Source organism: Mesorhizobium sp. ES1-4 (genome assembly GCF_020164745.1).
Taxonomy (GTDB): domain Bacteria; phylum Pseudomonadota; class Alphaproteobacteria; order Rhizobiales; family Rhizobiaceae; genus Mesorhizobium.
On sequence record NZ_JAIUGV010000018.1, the window covers coordinates 47,809 to 62,316 of the forward strand.

Annotated in this window: 17 protein-coding genes; 11 read left to right on the plus strand and 6 right to left on the minus strand. The window is 63.4% G+C overall.

Annotated features, from left to right (window positions below; translation table 11 throughout):
• Positions 1-37: 37 nt before the first annotated feature.
• The 3 genes from LB556_RS26580 to LB556_RS26590 form a co-directional block, all read right to left on the minus strand.
• Positions 38-676 carry an MBL fold metallo-hydrolase gene (locus tag LB556_RS26580; protein WP_224570541.1) on the minus strand — a complete coding sequence of 213 codons (639 nt, stop codon included), beginning with the start codon at positions 674-676 and terminating at the stop codon, positions 38-40.
• A 137-nt stretch (positions 677-813) separates the two neighbouring features.
• The gene (locus LB556_RS26585; protein ID WP_224570542.1) at positions 814-1,131 is read right to left on the minus strand and encodes a hypothetical protein; all 318 of its coding nucleotides are present in this window, start codon (positions 1,129-1,131) and stop codon (positions 814-816) included.
• Between the two features lie 145 nt (positions 1,132-1,276).
• Complete coding sequence (locus tag LB556_RS26590; RefSeq protein WP_224570543.1) at positions 1,277-2,170, minus strand: branched-chain amino acid aminotransferase; 894 nt, start codon at positions 2,168-2,170, stop codon at positions 1,277-1,279.
• Positions 2,171-2,430: 260 nt separating this feature from the next.
• Between LB556_RS26590 and LB556_RS26595 the strand changes: the two genes are divergently transcribed.
• From LB556_RS26595 to LB556_RS26610, 4 genes are all read left to right on the plus strand, one after another.
• Positions 2,431-2,964 (plus strand): MarR family winged helix-turn-helix transcriptional regulator, encoded by a 534-nt coding sequence (locus LB556_RS26595; RefSeq protein ID WP_224570615.1) that lies wholly within the window; start codon positions 2,431-2,433, stop codon positions 2,962-2,964.
• Complete coding sequence (locus LB556_RS26600) at positions 2,951-3,670, plus strand: response regulator (RefSeq protein WP_224570544.1); 720 nt, start codon at positions 2,951-2,953, stop codon at positions 3,668-3,670. The genes LB556_RS26595 and LB556_RS26600 overlap by 14 nt, the downstream gene beginning before the upstream one ends.
• Before the next feature lie 94 nt (positions 3,671-3,764).
• Positions 3,765-5,180, plus strand: a complete 1,416-nt coding sequence (locus LB556_RS26605) for an ATP-binding protein (RefSeq protein ID WP_224570545.1) — start codon at positions 3,765-3,767, stop codon at positions 5,178-5,180.
• A gap of 258 nt (positions 5,181-5,438) precedes the next feature.
• The gene (locus LB556_RS26610; protein WP_224570546.1) at positions 5,439-6,461 is read left to right on the plus strand and encodes a glycosyltransferase family 4 protein; all 1,023 of its coding nucleotides are present in this window, start codon (positions 5,439-5,441) and stop codon (positions 6,459-6,461) included.
• A 175-nt stretch (positions 6,462-6,636) separates the two neighbouring features.
• Here LB556_RS26610 and LB556_RS26615 read toward each other — a convergent pair whose 3' ends face one another.
• From LB556_RS26615 to LB556_RS26625, 3 genes are all read right to left on the minus strand, one after another.
• Positions 6,637-6,996 carry a tRNA-binding protein gene (locus LB556_RS26615; protein ID WP_224570547.1) on the minus strand — a complete coding sequence of 120 codons (360 nt, stop codon included), beginning with the start codon at positions 6,994-6,996 and terminating at the stop codon, positions 6,637-6,639.
• A gap of 15 nt (positions 6,997-7,011) precedes the next feature.
• Positions 7,012-7,512 carry a YbjN domain-containing protein gene (locus LB556_RS26620; RefSeq protein WP_135898323.1) on the minus strand — a complete coding sequence of 167 codons (501 nt, stop codon included), beginning with the start codon at positions 7,510-7,512 and terminating at the stop codon, positions 7,012-7,014.
• 318 nt (positions 7,513-7,830) lie between these two features.
• A complete protein-coding gene (locus LB556_RS26625) occupies positions 7,831-8,133 on the minus strand; it encodes an accessory factor UbiK family protein (protein WP_127280606.1) in 303 nt (100 codons plus the stop codon).
• 213 nt (positions 8,134-8,346) lie between these two features.
• Here LB556_RS26625 and LB556_RS26630 point away from each other — a divergent pair, with 213 nt between their 5' ends.
• The 7 genes from LB556_RS26630 to LB556_RS26660 all read left to right on the plus strand — a co-directional run bounded on the left by LB556_RS26630 (position 8,347) and on the right by LB556_RS26660 (position 14,500).
• Positions 8,347-8,589, plus strand: coding sequence for a BrnA antitoxin family protein (locus LB556_RS26630; protein ID WP_224570548.1), 243 nt, complete (start codon positions 8,347-8,349; stop codon positions 8,587-8,589).
• A gap of 117 nt (positions 8,590-8,706) precedes the next feature.
• Positions 8,707-9,567: a prolipoprotein diacylglyceryl transferase gene (gene lgt, locus LB556_RS26635; protein ID WP_224570549.1), complete on the plus strand. Its 861-nt coding sequence runs from the start codon at positions 8,707-8,709 to the stop codon at positions 9,565-9,567.
• Positions 9,564-10,652 carry a class I SAM-dependent methyltransferase gene (locus LB556_RS26640; RefSeq protein ID WP_224570550.1) on the plus strand — a complete coding sequence of 363 codons (1,089 nt, stop codon included), beginning with the start codon at positions 9,564-9,566 and terminating at the stop codon, positions 10,650-10,652. Before lgt ends, LB556_RS26640 begins: the two co-directional genes overlap by 4 nt.
• A gap of 103 nt (positions 10,653-10,755) precedes the next feature.
• Positions 10,756-11,550, plus strand: coding sequence for a peptidoglycan editing factor PgeF (gene pgeF / locus LB556_RS26645; protein WP_224570551.1), 795 nt, complete (start codon positions 10,756-10,758; stop codon positions 11,548-11,550).
• Positions 11,550-12,701 carry a M24 family metallopeptidase gene (locus tag LB556_RS26650; protein WP_224570552.1) on the plus strand — a complete coding sequence of 384 codons (1,152 nt, stop codon included), beginning with the start codon at positions 11,550-11,552 and terminating at the stop codon, positions 12,699-12,701. Before pgeF ends, LB556_RS26650 begins: the two co-directional genes overlap by 1 nt.
• A 43-nt stretch (positions 12,702-12,744) precedes the next feature.
• Positions 12,745-13,365, plus strand: coding sequence for a hypothetical protein (locus tag LB556_RS26655; protein WP_224570553.1), 621 nt, complete (start codon positions 12,745-12,747; stop codon positions 13,363-13,365).
• A 199-nt stretch (positions 13,366-13,564) separates the two neighbouring features.
• Positions 13,565-14,500, plus strand: coding sequence for a ribose-phosphate pyrophosphokinase (locus LB556_RS26660; RefSeq protein ID WP_224570554.1), 936 nt, complete (start codon positions 13,565-13,567; stop codon positions 14,498-14,500).
• Positions 14,501-14,508 lie beyond the last annotated feature (8 nt).

Below are 14,508 nucleotides of genomic sequence, written 5' to 3' on the forward strand. Positions count from 1 at the left end.
TGTTGGGCTTTCGAACGCCGGAGCGGCCCATCCACTTTCAGGTCAAAAACGGATTGGTCCGACGTTCCTCGCCAAAGCGGCCGCCCGGACCGTGGCCGCAAATGAAGCCGACGTCGTCGCCGAGCGGCAACAGCTTGTCCTTGATCGAGGCGATGAGTGCCGCATGGTCGCCGCCCGGCAGGTCGGTGCGGCCGACCGAGCCGCGAAACAAAACGTCGCCGACATGGGCGAATTTGGCGGCGCGGTTGTAGTAGACGACATGGCCCGGCGCGTGGCCGGGGCAATGCAGCACCTCGAACACATGGCTGCCAAATGACACCGTCTCGCCTTCGGTGAGGAACCGGTCGGGCACGCAATTGCGCACACCGTCGATGCCGTAGCGCTTCCCCTGGTTTTCCAGATTGTCGAGCAGCATCTTGTCGGCCTCGTGCGGACCGATGATCTCGATGCCGAGTGCTTCCTTCAGTTCCATGGCGCCGCCGGCATGGTCGATATGGCCATGCGTGATCCAGATTGCGTCGGCCGTGATCGCATTGTCCTTCAACACCGCCAGCACCTTGTCTATGTCGCCGCCAGGATCGACCACAACGCCGTGCTTGTCGTCCATGTCGAACAGGATGGTGCAGTTCTGCTGGAACGGCGTGACCGGCACGATGCCGGCATTGAGCTGACCCATGATCGTCCTTTCGCTGTGTCAGCGGTGATGTAGAGGCGTGGGTCCAGGGCGTCCAGCCCCGCAAGGACGAACGCTCCGTCGCTGGAAAAGAAATGGGCGGCCGAAGCCGCCCATTCTGCCAGCCCGACTTGGCAGGCTTACTTCTTCATGGCGCCCATGACCGCGCCGAGAATGCCGGTCAGGATCGCGCCACCGCCGGCGCCACCGACGATGTTGTTCAGGTTGAGCGCGCTGCCGAGACCGCTCGTCGCCGCCGCGGCTGCGTCAGGAGTGATCGCGCCGCCGCCGAGCAGGCTGCCCAGGATCGCCGCGCCGCCGACACCACCGATGGCTCCGCCCAGGATTTTGGGAAGCTGCCCCATCGCCGCGGTCTTCAGCGCCGCACCGACCGCCTGACCTCCGATGATGCCTGCAATCACCTGTACGATGATCGGAAGAAGCGTGTTCATGTCCATATGATTAGTCCCTCCATAGCTGCCAGCCTCCCGGGCCGACGCCATCATGAGACGCCGAATTGGATGAAAGTCAAATGCACAAAAGCTGAAATAAAAAGGGCGGCCCGAAAACCGCCCTTGCTTGCGCGAAAAGCTGTGACTTTCGCTATTCTGCGGCGATCGCATGCTTGGGTTGAACGGCCAAAGAATAGTCGTTCATGAGATTCTTGGCGATTTCGCCGACTTCGAATCGGTAGGGGCCGATCTCCGAAACCGGGGTTACTTCCGCCGCGGTTCCGGTCAGGAAGCACTGTTCGAACCCTTCCAGTTCTTCCGGCATGATGACACGTTCGATGACTTCCAGGCCACGGTCCCTGGCCAGGCCAATGACCGTGCGGCGGGTGATGCCGTCGAGGAAGCAGTCGGGCGTGGGCGTATGGATCTTGCCGTCCTTGACGAAGAAGATGTTGGCGCCGGTCGCTTCCGCGACCTGGCCCCGCCAGTCGAGCATCATGGCATCGGCGTAGCCCTTGGCCTCTGCTGCATGCTTGGACATGGTGCAGATCATGTAGAGGCCAGCGGCCTTCGACCGCGACGGCGCCGTGCGCGGGTCGGGCCGGCGCCATTCCGCCACATCGAGACGGATGCCCTTCAGCTTCTGCGCCGGGTCGAAATAGCTCGGCCATTGCCAGATAGCGATGGCGACATTGATGCGGTTGTTTTGCGCCGAGACGCCCATCTGCTCGCTGCCGCGCCAGGCGATCGGCCTGACATAGGCGTCCTGGAAACCCTGCTTCTTCAGAAGTGTGGTCGAGGCGTCGTTGAGCTCGGCCACCGAATAGGGAATCTTGAACCCGAGCAGGCGCGCCGATTCATGCAGCCGCTCGGTATGCTCGTTGAGCTTGAAGATTGCGCCGCCATAGGCGCGCTCACCCTCGAAGACCGCGCTGGCGTAGTGCAGGCCGTGGGTCAGCACGTGAATCTTGGCGTCTCCCCACGGGACGAACTCGCCATTCATCCAGATGAAGCCGCCCAGTTGATCGAAGGGAACGGATGCCATGGTAACCTCCCGCGGACCTCGGCCCGCATATCTCGGTATCGTTGCGTGTTCTTTTTGGCCGGGCCATGTGATTGGAGACGCCGGCCGGTGGCTCGAAGCGTAGGCGGATAATCGCGCCCTGGCAAACTCAGGAAGTTCCGGAAAAACCGACCTGCCTTGCCTTTTCGTTCGCAATCCGCCCAAAAGCTTGTCAAAAATTACCATTGCAGGGAAATTACGTCAATAGTACTGACATAATATCCCGTTCCCATGGAGAAATGATGACGGATAAAAGCCCAGCTGCCGGAAAACCGATCAGGACCGCGATCACCAGCGAGGACGGCATCGACTTCGCCATCATCGAACTCTTCTTCTTCGCCTATCGCGACTTCACCTCCGATCCCGATCAGATGCTGGCCGATTACGGCTTCGGCCGCGCCCACCACCGGGTGCTGCATTTCGTCAACCGCCGGCCGGGCCTGACCGTCGCGGAACTGCTCGACGTGCTGAAGATAACCAAGCAGAGCCTGGCGCGGGTGCTCAAGCAGTTGATCGACACCGATCACGTCGTGCAGTTGCAGGGCCCTCGCGACCGTCGCCAGCGCGAACTCTATCCGACGGCGAAGGGCCGTGCGCTGGCGTTGGCGCTGGCACGGCCACAGTCGCGCCGCATCCGTGCTGCATTGGAAGATTCCAGCGCCGCCGAACGGACCTTGGTGGAACGCTTCCTCGAAGCGATGGTCAATCCGGAACTGAGAGCTCAGATCGACGTTGGGTCCGCAAAAATGTCAGGGAAAAGCCATGGAGAGCACTGAAAGGGTTGACCAGGCGGCCGCACCGGACGACGACGCGCCGCATCTGCTCGTGGTTGACGACGACACCCGTATCCGCAACCTTCTCAAGCAGTATCTGACCGAAAACGGCTTTCGCGTCACCGTCGCCGGCAATGCCGGCGAGGCCCGCCGCAAGCTCGCCGGCCTCGACTTCGACCTGCTTGTACTCGATGTCATGATGCCCGGAGAAAACGGCGTCGATCTCACCAAGGCGCTGCGCGCCGAGAAGAACGTTCCGATCCTGATGCTGACCGCCTTGTCGGAAACCGACAGCCGCATCTCTGGGCTCGAGGCCGGCGCCGACGACTACCTGCCAAAACCCTTCGACCCGCGCGAGTTGATCCTGCGCATCAACAACATCCTGCGCCGCGGCGGCCCGACGGCGACGCCCAAGGTCGAACAGCTGGTGTTCGGTCCCTACACCTTCCAGATTGCCAGGCGCGAACTGAAGCGCGGCGGCGAGGCGCTGAAGCTGACCGACCGCGAACAGGAGATCCTGGCGATCTTCGCCGCGCGCGCCGGCGAAACCATTCCCCGTCATGAGCTGGTCGGCGACGATTCGGAAGTCGGCGAGCGCACCATCGACGTGCAGATCAACCGGCTGCGCCGCAAGATCGAGCGCGATCCGTCCAATCCGGTCTGGTTGCAGACCGTGCGCGGTATTGGGTATCGGCTCAGCGTGGAATAGAATGCCGGCGGCGGCCCAAGTGCATGATCCAGAAAAGTGGGAACCGGTTTTCGGGAAAGATTATGCTAATACCGCCGACGGATGAAAAGAGCCAATGGCGACCACGGAACTGGAACAGCCGGACAATGACGGCTTGAGTGCACGCGCGACGCGGATGCTCAAGGCGGTGCCGCGCGTCTGGAACCGGTTCTGGCGCCTCGTTTCGCTCTACATGCCCAAGCGCCTCTATGCGCGCTCGCTGATCATCGTCATCGCGCCGATGATCCTTTTGCAGTCGGTCGTCGCCTTCGATTTCATGGAGCGTCACTGGGCGACCGTGACGCAACGCCTGTCGCAGGCCACCGTGCGCGACATCGCCGCCATCATCGACCTGATCGAGACCTACCCGCACGACGCCGACTACGCCAACATCATCCGCATAGCGCAGGACCGCATGCAGCTGAAAGTCGACCTCCTGCCGCCGGATCCGTTGCCGCCCCCCGGTCCAAAACCGTTCTTCTCGATCCTCGACGATGTTCTCTCCGCCGAGATAACCCGCCAGATCAACCGGCCCTTCTGGATCGACACGGTCGGCAATTCCAACATCGTCGAGGTCCGCGTCCAGCTCGAAAACAAGGTGCTGCGCGTCTTCGTGCGCCGCAGCCAGGCCTATGCCTCCAACACGCACATCTTCCTGATCTGGATGGTCGGCACCTCGCTGGTGCTCTTGATGATCGCGATCCCTTTCCTGCGCAACCAGATCCGGCCGATCCTGGCGCTTGCCGAGGCTGCGGAAAGCTTCGGCAAGGGCCGGCCGATGCCGCGCGATTTTCGCCCGCGCGGGGCCGAAGAGGTTCGCCGCGCCGGCTTTGCCTTCATCCAGATGCGCGAGCGTATCGAGCGCCAGATCGAGCAGCGCACGGCCATGCTGACCGGCGTCAGCCATGACCTCAGGACCATTCTCACCCGCTTCAAGTTGCAGCTGGCGCTGGCCGGCGGCAAGGCCGAAACCAAGGCGGCGCTGGACCAGGACATCGGAGACATGCAGTCGATGCTCGAAGGCTATCTCGCCTTTGCAAGGGGCGAGGCCTCGGAAGATCCGGGACGTTTCGATCTCGAAGCCTATTTCCAGAAGCTCGGCGAAGAAGCTGCCTTGCGCAAATGCAAATTGTCGACGACGCTTTCCGGCGATCCGACCGTGCATGTGCGGCCGAATGCCTTCGCGCGGCTGCTGTCCAATGTCATCGGCAATGCTTTCCGCTATGCCCGGACCGTGGAGGTCACCGCCAACCATGGCCGCGGCTCGCTCCTGGTCACCATCGACGATGACGGGCCAGGCATTCCGGCCGACAGGCGCGAAGACGTGTTCAAGCCCTTCGTGCGGCTCGACGAGGCCCGCAACCTCGATGCCAGCGGCACCGGGCTCGGCCTGTCGATCGCCCGTGACATTGCCCGCAGCCATGGCGGCGACATCACGCTCGGCGACAGTCCGATGGGCGGCCTGCGTGCCGTGATCAAGGTTCCGGCCTGATTTCTATTTGACCATCCGGGCATGATCTTGCCTGAAATCGGTTTCGACTTTTCGGGATCACGATCTGCTTCATCCGCCCGTCATGAAAGCATGGTCAAGAGCGCGCATGAAGCGCGCGACCGCACTCGATTCGTCCTTGCCGCCTCACTTCGATCCCGTACCCGCCAGGGTTCGCTGGAGCGAAGCGACGGCGGCCGCGTGGTCGCCGTTCCGGCATCGTTTCAAGGCAACCGCCGACCTGCGGAGCAAAGGGCCGTCATGCGCATATTGATGGTCACCGACGCATGGCGCCCGCAGGTCAACGGCGTCGTGCACACGCTGGAGCGGCTAACCGAGACCCTGAAATCCTTCGACGTCGCGGTCGAATTCCTGACCCCGAACATCTTTCGCACCCTGCCCCTGCCGACCTACCCCGACATCCGCCTGGCGCTGACCACCCCCAGGCATGTGGCGCGCCTGATCGACGGCTACAAGGCCGACCACATCCACATCGTCACTGAAGGTCCACTGGGCATCATGGCGCGACGCTACTGCCGCAATGCCGGCCGGCCGTTCACCACCAGCTATCACACCCGCTTTCCCGAATATCTCAGCGCCCGACTGCCGGTGCCGGAGAGCTGGGCCTATCGCTGGCTGCGCGATTTTCACAATTCCGGGCAGGGCACGCTGGTTGCCACCCAGTCGCTCGCCGATGATCTCGCGGGGCGCGGCTTCAACAAGCTCCGACCCTGGACGCGCGGCGTCGACACCGACCATTTCCGGCCCGACAAGCGCAAGGACCTCGGCTTCGCCGGCCCGGTCTTTCTTTGCGTCGGCCGCGTCGCCATCGAAAAGAACCTCTCCGCCTTCCTCGATCTCGACCTCCCCGGCAGCAAGGTGATCGTCGGCGAAGGTCCGGAGCTTGCCAAGCTCAAGGCGAAATATCCGCAGGCGCACTTCCTCGGCCATCGTCCCAACGACGAACTGGCCGAAATCTACGCCTCGGCCGATGTCTTCGTTTTCCCCAGCCGCACCGACACTTTCGGCAACGTCATCATCGAGGCACTGGCCAGCGGCACCCCGGTCGCCGCCTATCCGGTGACCGGGCCGATCGACATCGTCGGCGACGGCTTTGGCGGCGCGGTGTCGAACGATTTGCGCGAGGCTTCGCTTGCCGCGCTCAACGTCGACCGCGCCCAGGCCCGCGAACGGGCCATGCGCTACAGCTGGAAAAAATGTGCGGAGATGTTCCTCGACACAGTCGAAGAGGCGCTCGGCACGACGCGCAAGCTGGCGGCCTGAGAGTTGTGCCGGCCCAGTATGTGTTGAGATTCAGGATGTGTTGAGATTCAGGTCAGGCCGAGCCGAGAATGGTAGGCTCCGAGAACCGGAGCGGAGCGTACGTTTGGGTACGTGAGCACCGGAAGCGCAGGAGACCGCCGTTCGCAGGCCGGCATCACCTGAATATCAATGCATCCTAGAACAGCCTGCCGCCGTCGGGCACCCTGCGCTCGACCGCGCCAAGCACCACGGCCCCCTCTTCATCCGGAAAACCGAGCGTCAGCACTTCCGACATGAACGGGCCGATCTGGCGCGGCGGGAAATTGACCACCGCGAACACCTGGCGGCCGATCAAAGTCTCGGGCGTATAATATTTGGTGATCTGCGCCGACGACTTCTTGATGCCGATGCCGGCGCCAAAATCGATCTTCAGCTTGAAAGCCGGCTTGCGCGCTTCCGGAAACGGCTCGGCCTCGACGATCGTGCCGGCACGGATGTCGACACGATCGAAATCGGCGAAGCTGATTTCGGGTTTGCGCTCGTTGCTTGAACTCATTTCGGACGCTTCTGCTCAGGCGTTGCCGAAGGTCTCGAACAGCACGCCGGCGAGCGCGTCCTTGGCCGATGTTCCCGACCAGACGACGAACTGGAATGCCTGGAAATAACACTCGCAGGCCTCCAGCGCCGAGGACAAGAGCACCTCGACCTGCTGGCTCGAGGGTTCGACCCCGCCGGCCAGGAGCAGCGACTGGCGGAACATGATCGCGCCCTCCTGCTCCCAGAGGTCGAAATGGCCGAACAGCATCTGTTCGTTGATCAGCGACAACAGCCGCATCACTTCCAGCGCGCGGGTTTCGGGCACCTTGATGTCGAAGGCGCAGGCCAGGTGCAGCGCCTCGAAATCCTCCATCCACGAGAAGGAGACGTGGTAGTCGGTCCAGCTGCCGGCAACCGAGATCGAGATTTCGTCGTCGCCGGCCCGTTCGAAGGACCAGTCATTGTTGTGGGCCACCTGCTCGATCACATCCACCGGATGGATTTCGCGGGAGAATTCGAGTTCGAGAAGTTCCATGGAATGCTTCCTGTGTTCAGGGGGAGCGCCACACGCTCCGCGGGGCACACACGACGAACAATCTTGTCTAGAACTCGGACGGCCGGGACTGCTCAACGCAAAGACCCCAGACCGAACCCCACCGCCCGGCGCATGACCCTGCTCCGAATCATGCAACAAATTCAGTCTATTGATCGGGAGTCGCGTGAACAGCCCAATTTTTCGCACTGCGTCATTCGCATGTGGAAAGGTGGCTGTCACAAAGAGTCACGCAATGCCGGTAAGCGATTCACGGCAAAGCGATTTTCAGGCTGGTGCTTTGTGGAAAAGTTTAACGAATTATTTTTTCGGCTTGGGCTTCGCCGGAGCCGCAGGTGTGGCCTGACCGGTCAGTTCGGCAATCCTGGCCTCAAGCGCCTCGATGCGTTCGGCGAGCCTGCCGTTCTCTTCTCTCGCCTTGGCCGCCATCTCGCGCGCGGCCTCGAACTCCTCGCGCTGCACGACATCCATGGAGTTGAGGATGCGCTCAGCCTGGCCCTTGAACGCCGTCTCCACCTCGCGCCGCACACCCTGGGCGGCACCGGCGGCGTCGGTCATCAGCTTGGCGAATTCATCGAGAATGCGGTTCGGTCCGGTCGACATGGCAGATCCTCGCTTGCTTGATTTGAGTTAGTGGTGCTGCGCCCGGAATGCAAGAACGTTGAAGGCTGGTGCGGCCTCTGCGTTGCTATGGCGCACGGCCCGTATGGTGGGCGACGCAGCCTTCCGGACGGCTCCGAAGCTGTACTTGGTGGTGGCAAGTCGCCTATTGTGGCGCCTCGTCTCCCTTCAGGCAGTTTTCAGTCAGGACAACCAATGGCAACGCCCCCGCGCAGACCGACAAATCCGATGGAAGCCGCCGAGGCTGTCTTCAAGCCGGTCAAGAAGCCGGCCGCGGCCCCGCCACGCGAACCCTCCACCGCTCCGAATGTCCGCGAGCTTGTCTCGATCCGGATCGACCGGGCCGTGCTCGATCATTTCCAGGAAGATGGTCCCGGCTGGCAGGACAGGATCAACGACGCCTTGCGTGAAGTCGTGGCCGCCAAGTCCAGGCGTTGAGCACGGCCACCCTGCAATGGGCCTTGAAGCGATCGTGCTCCCGGGCCGTGACCTTGCCTTGACCCTGCCAAAACCCTGCCGCATGGTCCGCGCCGATCGCAACCGAGAGCTTTCCCGTTGAACGAATATTTCCTGCTGCCGCTGGCCTCCTTGCCTTTCCCCAACATCAACCCGATCCTCATCCAGATCGGGCCGCTGGCGGTGCACTGGTACGGCGTCGGCTACATCGTCGGCATCCTGTTTGCCTGGTGGTATGCCAAACGGCTCGCCGCCAATCCGAAACTCTGGCCCGACGGCGTCCTGCCGATGAAGCCGGAGGACCTCGACGATTTCATCGTCTGGGCGGCCATCGGCGTCGTCCTGGGCGGCCGCACCGGCTATGTGCTGTTCTACGACCTGCCGCGCTACATCGCCCATCCGCTCGATATTTTCGCTGTCTGGCAAGGCGGCATGTCCTTCCACGGTGGCCTGCTCGGCGTGATCCTCGCCATGACGCTGTTTTCCATAAAGCGCGGCATCCGCACCTGGTCGCTGTTCGATGTCGTCGCCGCCGGCGTGCCGGTCGGCCTTGGCCTCGTACGCGTCGCCAATTTCATCAACTCCGAGCTCTGGGGACGGCCCAGCGATGTGCCCTGGGCGATCGAATTCCCCAATGGCGGTCCGTTCACCCGCCATCCGAGCCAGCTCTACGAAGCCCTGCTCGAAGGGTTGGTGCTGTTTCTCGTGCTGCGCATCCTTACCCATTCGCGCCTCAAGCTGAAGACGCCGCGCTTCGTCGGTGGCGCCTTCATTTGCGGCTACGGCCTGTCGCGCATCTTTGTCGAATTCTTCCGCGAGCCCGACCAGCAACTCGGCTATCTCCTCGGCACCAACTGGCTGACCATGGGCATGATCCTGTCGACGCCGATGGTGCTGGCCGGCATCTGGGCGATGGCGACAGCCAAGCCGGTGACGCAAGCACAACCGCAGGCGACATGACGCGGCTGAAATCCCGCATCGTCGACCTGATCGAGGCTGTGGGCCCGATGCCCGTCAACGAGTACATGGCGCTCTGTCTGTTCGACCCGCGCGACGGCTATTACACGACACGCGAACCGTTTGGCGCCGCCGGCGACTTCATCACCGCGCCGGAGATCAGCCAGATGTTCGGCGAACTCGTCGCCGTGTGGCTTTACCAGGCTTGGGCAGCGGCCGGCCGGCCGATGCCGGTCACCATCGCCGAGATCGGTCCTGGCCGCGGCACGCTGATGAAAGACATGCTGCGCACCCTGTCGCGGCTCGATCCGGCCTTGGCCAATGGCGTCGCCTTCGCCATGGTCGAGACCAGCCGGCGCTTGACGGAGATCCAGAAACAAACACTCGGCGCGCTGCCATTCGCTGTTTCCTGGCACGAAACCGTCGACACGCTGCCGCGGCAGCCGCTGTTGATCGTCGGCAACGAATTGTTCGATGCCGTGCCCATCCGCCAGTTCGTCCGCGCCGGCGCCGGGTGGCGCGAGCGCATGGTCGGCCTCGACGACGCGGACAATCTTTGCTTCTTCGCCGGCGCCGGCTCGATCGACTCGACCCTGCTGCCCACGGATGCGCCCGACGCGCCGCAAGGCGCGATCGTCGAAATCGCGCCCGCCCGCATCGCCCTGATGGCGGCGATCGCCGGGCGCATAGCCGCTGATGGCGGCGCCGGGCTGTTCCTCGACTACGGCCATCTGCGGTCTGGTGTCGGCGACACGCTGCAGGCCTTGCGCCGGCACAGTCACGAAGATGTGCTGGCCAATCCGGGCGAAGCCGACCTCACCTCGCATGTCGATTTCGCCGCCCTTGCAGCGATCGTGCGCGCGCATGGTCTCGACGCCCATCTCTCGACGCAGGGCAATTTCCTGCTCGGCATGGGCATTCTGGAGCGCGCCGGCCAGCTCGGCGCCGATGCCGGCCAGGCGGCACGCGACAAGATATCCGATGCGGTCGAGCGGCTCGCCGGCCCGCAAGCCATGGGCGAACTCTTCAAGGTCCTTGCCGTCGTTCCGCGCGGCGTGGTCATTCGGCCGTTCGCCACGGCGGATTGACTTTTCACCGCTGCCTCTCCCAATCTCCCGTTCGGTAAAAGAGCGGCAGGACCGCCGGCCGCTTTTCCTTGACGAAACCGCCTACACGGACAACAACGCCCGCATGCTCAATCAGACCAAACCGAATCCCGTTCGGTCGCCGCTGCTGGACAAGGCGCAGGCACAAGGCATCCGCCACGGCTATTTCACCCGCAATGGCGGCGTCTCCACGGGCATTTACCAGGGTCTCAACATCGGCACCGGGTCGGATGACGACCAGGCGCTGGTGGCGGAGAACCGCCGCCGCGTCGCCGCCTGGATGGGCGTGCCCGCAAACCATCTGCTGACCGCCTGGCAGGTCCATTCGCCCGACGTCGTCATCGCAAGGGAACCCTTCGCGGGCGAGCGGCCCAAGGCCGACGCCATCGTCACCGACCGGCCCGGCATCGCCATCGGCGCCTCGACAGCCGATTGCGGCCCGGTTCTGTTCGCCGATGCCGGCGCGCGAATCATCGGCGCGGCGCATGCCGGCTGGAAAGGCGCTTTCACCGGCGTACTCGAAAACACCATTGCCGCCATGGAGAGCCTTGGCGCCCGTCGCGAAAACATCCTTGCTGTGCTCGGCCCTTCGATCGGGCCCGACAATTACGAAGTGGGACCGGAATTCGTCGCCCGCTTCATCGAGGCCGACAGCGAGAATGCGCGGTATTTCGTGCCTTCGGCACAGGCCGGCCATTCGATGTTCGACCTCAATCGCTATACGGTCGACCGGCTGACCAGGGCCGGAGTGACGGCCGACGGCCTTGGCCGCTGCACTTATGCCGAGGAAGACCTGTTTTACTCCTACCGGCGCACCACGCACCGCAAGGAGCCCGATTACGGCCGGCAGGTTTCGGCGATCGTTTTGGAGAAGGTATAATGGCGCTGCATTTTGAACGATCGGAATTCGACGCGCGGCGCGACCGCCTGATGATCGAGATGGCCGAGAAGAAGCTGGACGCCATCCTGCTGTTCGCGCAGGAGAGCATGTATTGGCTGACCGGCTACGACACGTTCGGCTTCTGCTTCTTCCAGTGCCTGGTGGTGAAGGCCGACGGCTCCATGGTGCTTCTGACCCGTTCGGCCGATCTGCGCCAGGCGCGCCACACCTCGATCATCGACAACATCGTGCTGTGGACCGACCGCGACGGTGCCAATCCCGCGGTCGACCTGCGCAACCTGCTCAACGAACTCGACCTGCTCGGCGCCCGCATCGGCGTCGAATACGATACCCACGGCTTGACCGCCTACAATGGCCGCCGCCTGGACGAGCAGTTGCAGACCTTCGGCCAGATCGCCGATGCCTCCGGCATTGTCGGGCGGCTGCGCCTGTTCAAGAGCCCGGCCGAGGTCGCCAAGGCCGAAAAGGCAGCCAATCTCTCCGACGACGCGCTGGACGCGGCCCTGCCGCTGATCAGGCAGGGCGGCGACGAGGCCATGATCCTGGCCGCCATGCAGGGCGCTATCTTCGCCGGCGGCGGCGACTATCCGGCCAACGAGTTCATCATCGGCTCCGGCGTCGATGCGCTGCTGTGCCGCTACAAGGCCGGCCGTCGCAAGCTCACCAAGAACGACCAGCTGACGCTGGAATGGGCCGGCGTCTTCCACCACTACCATGCGCCGATGATGCGCACGGTGCTGACCGGCAAGGTCTCCAAGCGCCATCAGGAGCTGTTCGACGCGGCGCGTGCAGCGCTTCTGGCCGTCGAAAAGGTGATGACGCCGGCAAACACCTTCGGCGACGTGTTCGACGCTCATGCCCGCACCATGGAGGCGCACGGCCTGACCAAGCATCGGCTGAACGCCTGCGGCTATTCGGTCGGTGCCCGCTTCACGCCGTCCTGGATGGACATGCCGATGTTCTACCAGGGCAATCCCGAGCCGATCGCGCCGAACATGACGCTGTTCGCCCACATGATCATCATGGATTCCGAGACCGAGACGGCGATGACGCTTGGCCGCACCTACCTGACCACCGAATCCCAGCCGAAGCCGCTGTCCCGCCATGATCTCGACTTGATCGTGCAGTGAATCCATGATGGGAGACGTTCTTCGTCAAGGAGTTAGAAGGCAAATGAGACGATCGCATGTGACGACCGTGTCATTGCTTGTGGCATTGGCCCTGACTGCCTGCACAAACGCGAAAGACGTCCTCGAACCTTCCGCCATCACCCCGCCGGCGGCCTCGTCACAGCCCGCACCCTCCGCGCAAGGCAGTGCCGCGGCCACTGTTCCCGCCCCATCGTCGGTCGCGCCGGCCACCACGACCGCCGCGCCCGTTACCTCCGCCCAGGCCGCGGCCATCCTGTCGAAGACCCGGCTGCAGATCGCGCCGATCGTCGGCGCGTCGGTGGAAGCCGCCACGCCGCTGACGGCAGAGCTTCAGACACGCGCCAAACAGCGCGGCATCACGCTCGCCGGCAGCCAGGACCAGACCGCGACCCATGTGCTCAAGGGCTACTTCTCGGCGATGACGGAGGGCAAGGACACCACCGTCATCTATGTCTGGGACGTCTACGACCCTTCCGGCAACAGGTTGCACCGCATCAACGGCCAGATGAAGGCGCCTTCGACCGGTTCCGGCGACAGCGTTGGCGCCGACAGCTGGAAGTCGGTCTCGCCAGCCACCATGCAGGCGATCGCCGACCAGACCATCGATCAGTTCGCGGCCTTTCTCAGCGGCAAGGCGAGCTAGAGCAATTCCAAACTAGAAGAGGGAGCAGCGGGAGTCCGCTGCTTCCTGTTGCCAGCCGGTGATGGCTAACAGTTTTCCTGGGCTTAGCCGGCGGATTCGCGATCTCGGCGCTTGCAATACCAGCGCGGGCCGCTAAAAGCCCGGTTAAAAGGCGCAGGAGAGTCCGCCAGGCCTCTCCGTCCTCCACCAGGAACGGTGCATGAAACTCTTCGCGGGCAATTCCAACAGGGTGCTGGCCGAAGCGGTCGCCCGCTATCTCAACATCCCGCTGGGCAAGGCCAGTGTCAGGCGCTTCGCCGACCAGGAAATCTTCGTCGAAATCCAGGAAAACGTGCGCGGCGAGGATGTCTTCATCCTGCAGTCGACCTCGTTCCCGACCAACGATCACCTGATGGAATTGCTCATCATGATCGACGCCTTCATGCGCTCCTCGGCCAAGCGCATCACGGCGGTTATCCCCTATTTCGGCTATGCAAGGCAGGATCGTCGCGCTTCCGGACGCACGCCGATCTCCGCCAAGCTCGTCGCCAACATGATCACCCGCGCCGGCGTCAGCCGGGTTTTGACGCTGGACCTCCATGCCGGCCAGATCCAGGGTTTCTTCGACATCCCGACCGACAATCTGTTCTCGGTGCCGGTGATGGCGCGCGACGTAAAGGCGAAATACAAGCAGCTCGGCAACGTCGTGGTGGTGTCGCCCGATATTGGCGGCGTGGTCCGCGCCCGCGCGCTGGCCAAGCGCTTCGACGCGCAGCTCGCCATCGTCGACAAGCGCCGTGAGCGTCCGGGCGAATCGGAAGTCATGAACATCATCGGCGCGGTCGCCGGCAAAGATTGCCTTTTGATCGACGATATCGTCGATTCCGGCGGCACGCTGTGCAACGCCGCCGACGCGCTGCTGGCCAACGGCGCCACCAGCGTCACCGCCTACATCACCCATGGCGTGCTTTCGGGCGGCGCGGTCGCCCGCATCAGCGGCTCGAAGCTGCAGGAACTGGTGATCACCGATTCCATCCAGCCGACGCAAAGCGTGCTGGATGCGCCCAACATCCGCGTCATTTCGATCGCCGACCTGATGGGCGAAGCCATTTCGCGCACGGCGACCGAGGAATCGGTGTCGAGCCTGTTCGACTGAAAATCCAG

Coding starts and splice junctions, on each gene's coding strand:
- LB556_RS26660 (WP_224570554.1), top strand. CDS start 13,565: ATGAAACTCTTCGCGGGCAATTCCAACAGGGTGCTGGCCGAAGCGGTC.
- LB556_RS26630 (WP_224570548.1), top strand. CDS start 8,347: ATGGCAACGCCCCCGCGCAGACCGACAAATCCGATGGAAGCCGCCGAG.
- pgeF (WP_224570551.1), top strand. CDS start 10,756: ATGCTCAATCAGACCAAACCGAATCCCGTTCGGTCGCCGCTGCTGGAC.
- LB556_RS26590 (WP_224570543.1), bottom strand. CDS start 2,170: ATGGCATCCGTTCCCTTCGATCAACTGGGCGGCTTCATCTGGATGAAT.
- LB556_RS26640 (WP_224570550.1), top strand. CDS start 9,564: ATGACGCGGCTGAAATCCCGCATCGTCGACCTGATCGAGGCTGTGGGC.
- LB556_RS26600 (WP_224570544.1), top strand. CDS start 2,951: ATGGAGAGCACTGAAAGGGTTGACCAGGCGGCCGCACCGGACGACGAC.
- LB556_RS26615 (WP_224570547.1), bottom strand. CDS start 6,996: ATGAGTTCAAGCAACGAGCGCAAACCCGAAATCAGCTTCGCCGATTTC.
- LB556_RS26625 (WP_127280606.1), bottom strand. CDS start 8,133: ATGTCGACCGGACCGAACCGCATTCTCGATGAATTCGCCAAGCTGATG.
- LB556_RS26620 (WP_135898323.1), bottom strand. CDS start 7,512: ATGGAACTTCTCGAACTCGAATTCTCCCGCGAAATCCATCCGGTGGAT.
- LB556_RS26610 (WP_224570546.1), top strand. CDS start 5,439: ATGCGCATATTGATGGTCACCGACGCATGGCGCCCGCAGGTCAACGGC.
- LB556_RS26655 (WP_224570553.1), top strand. CDS start 12,745: ATGAGACGATCGCATGTGACGACCGTGTCATTGCTTGTGGCATTGGCC.
- LB556_RS26650 (WP_224570552.1), top strand. CDS start 11,550: ATGGCGCTGCATTTTGAACGATCGGAATTCGACGCGCGGCGCGACCGC.
- LB556_RS26605 (WP_224570545.1), top strand. CDS start 3,765: ATGGCGACCACGGAACTGGAACAGCCGGACAATGACGGCTTGAGTGCA.
- LB556_RS26580 (WP_224570541.1), bottom strand. CDS start 676: ATGGGTCAGCTCAATGCCGGCATCGTGCCGGTCACGCCGTTCCAGCAG.
- LB556_RS26595 (WP_224570615.1), top strand. CDS start 2,431: ATGACGGATAAAAGCCCAGCTGCCGGAAAACCGATCAGGACCGCGATC.
- LB556_RS26585 (WP_224570542.1), bottom strand. CDS start 1,131: ATGGACATGAACACGCTTCTTCCGATCATCGTACAGGTGATTGCAGGC.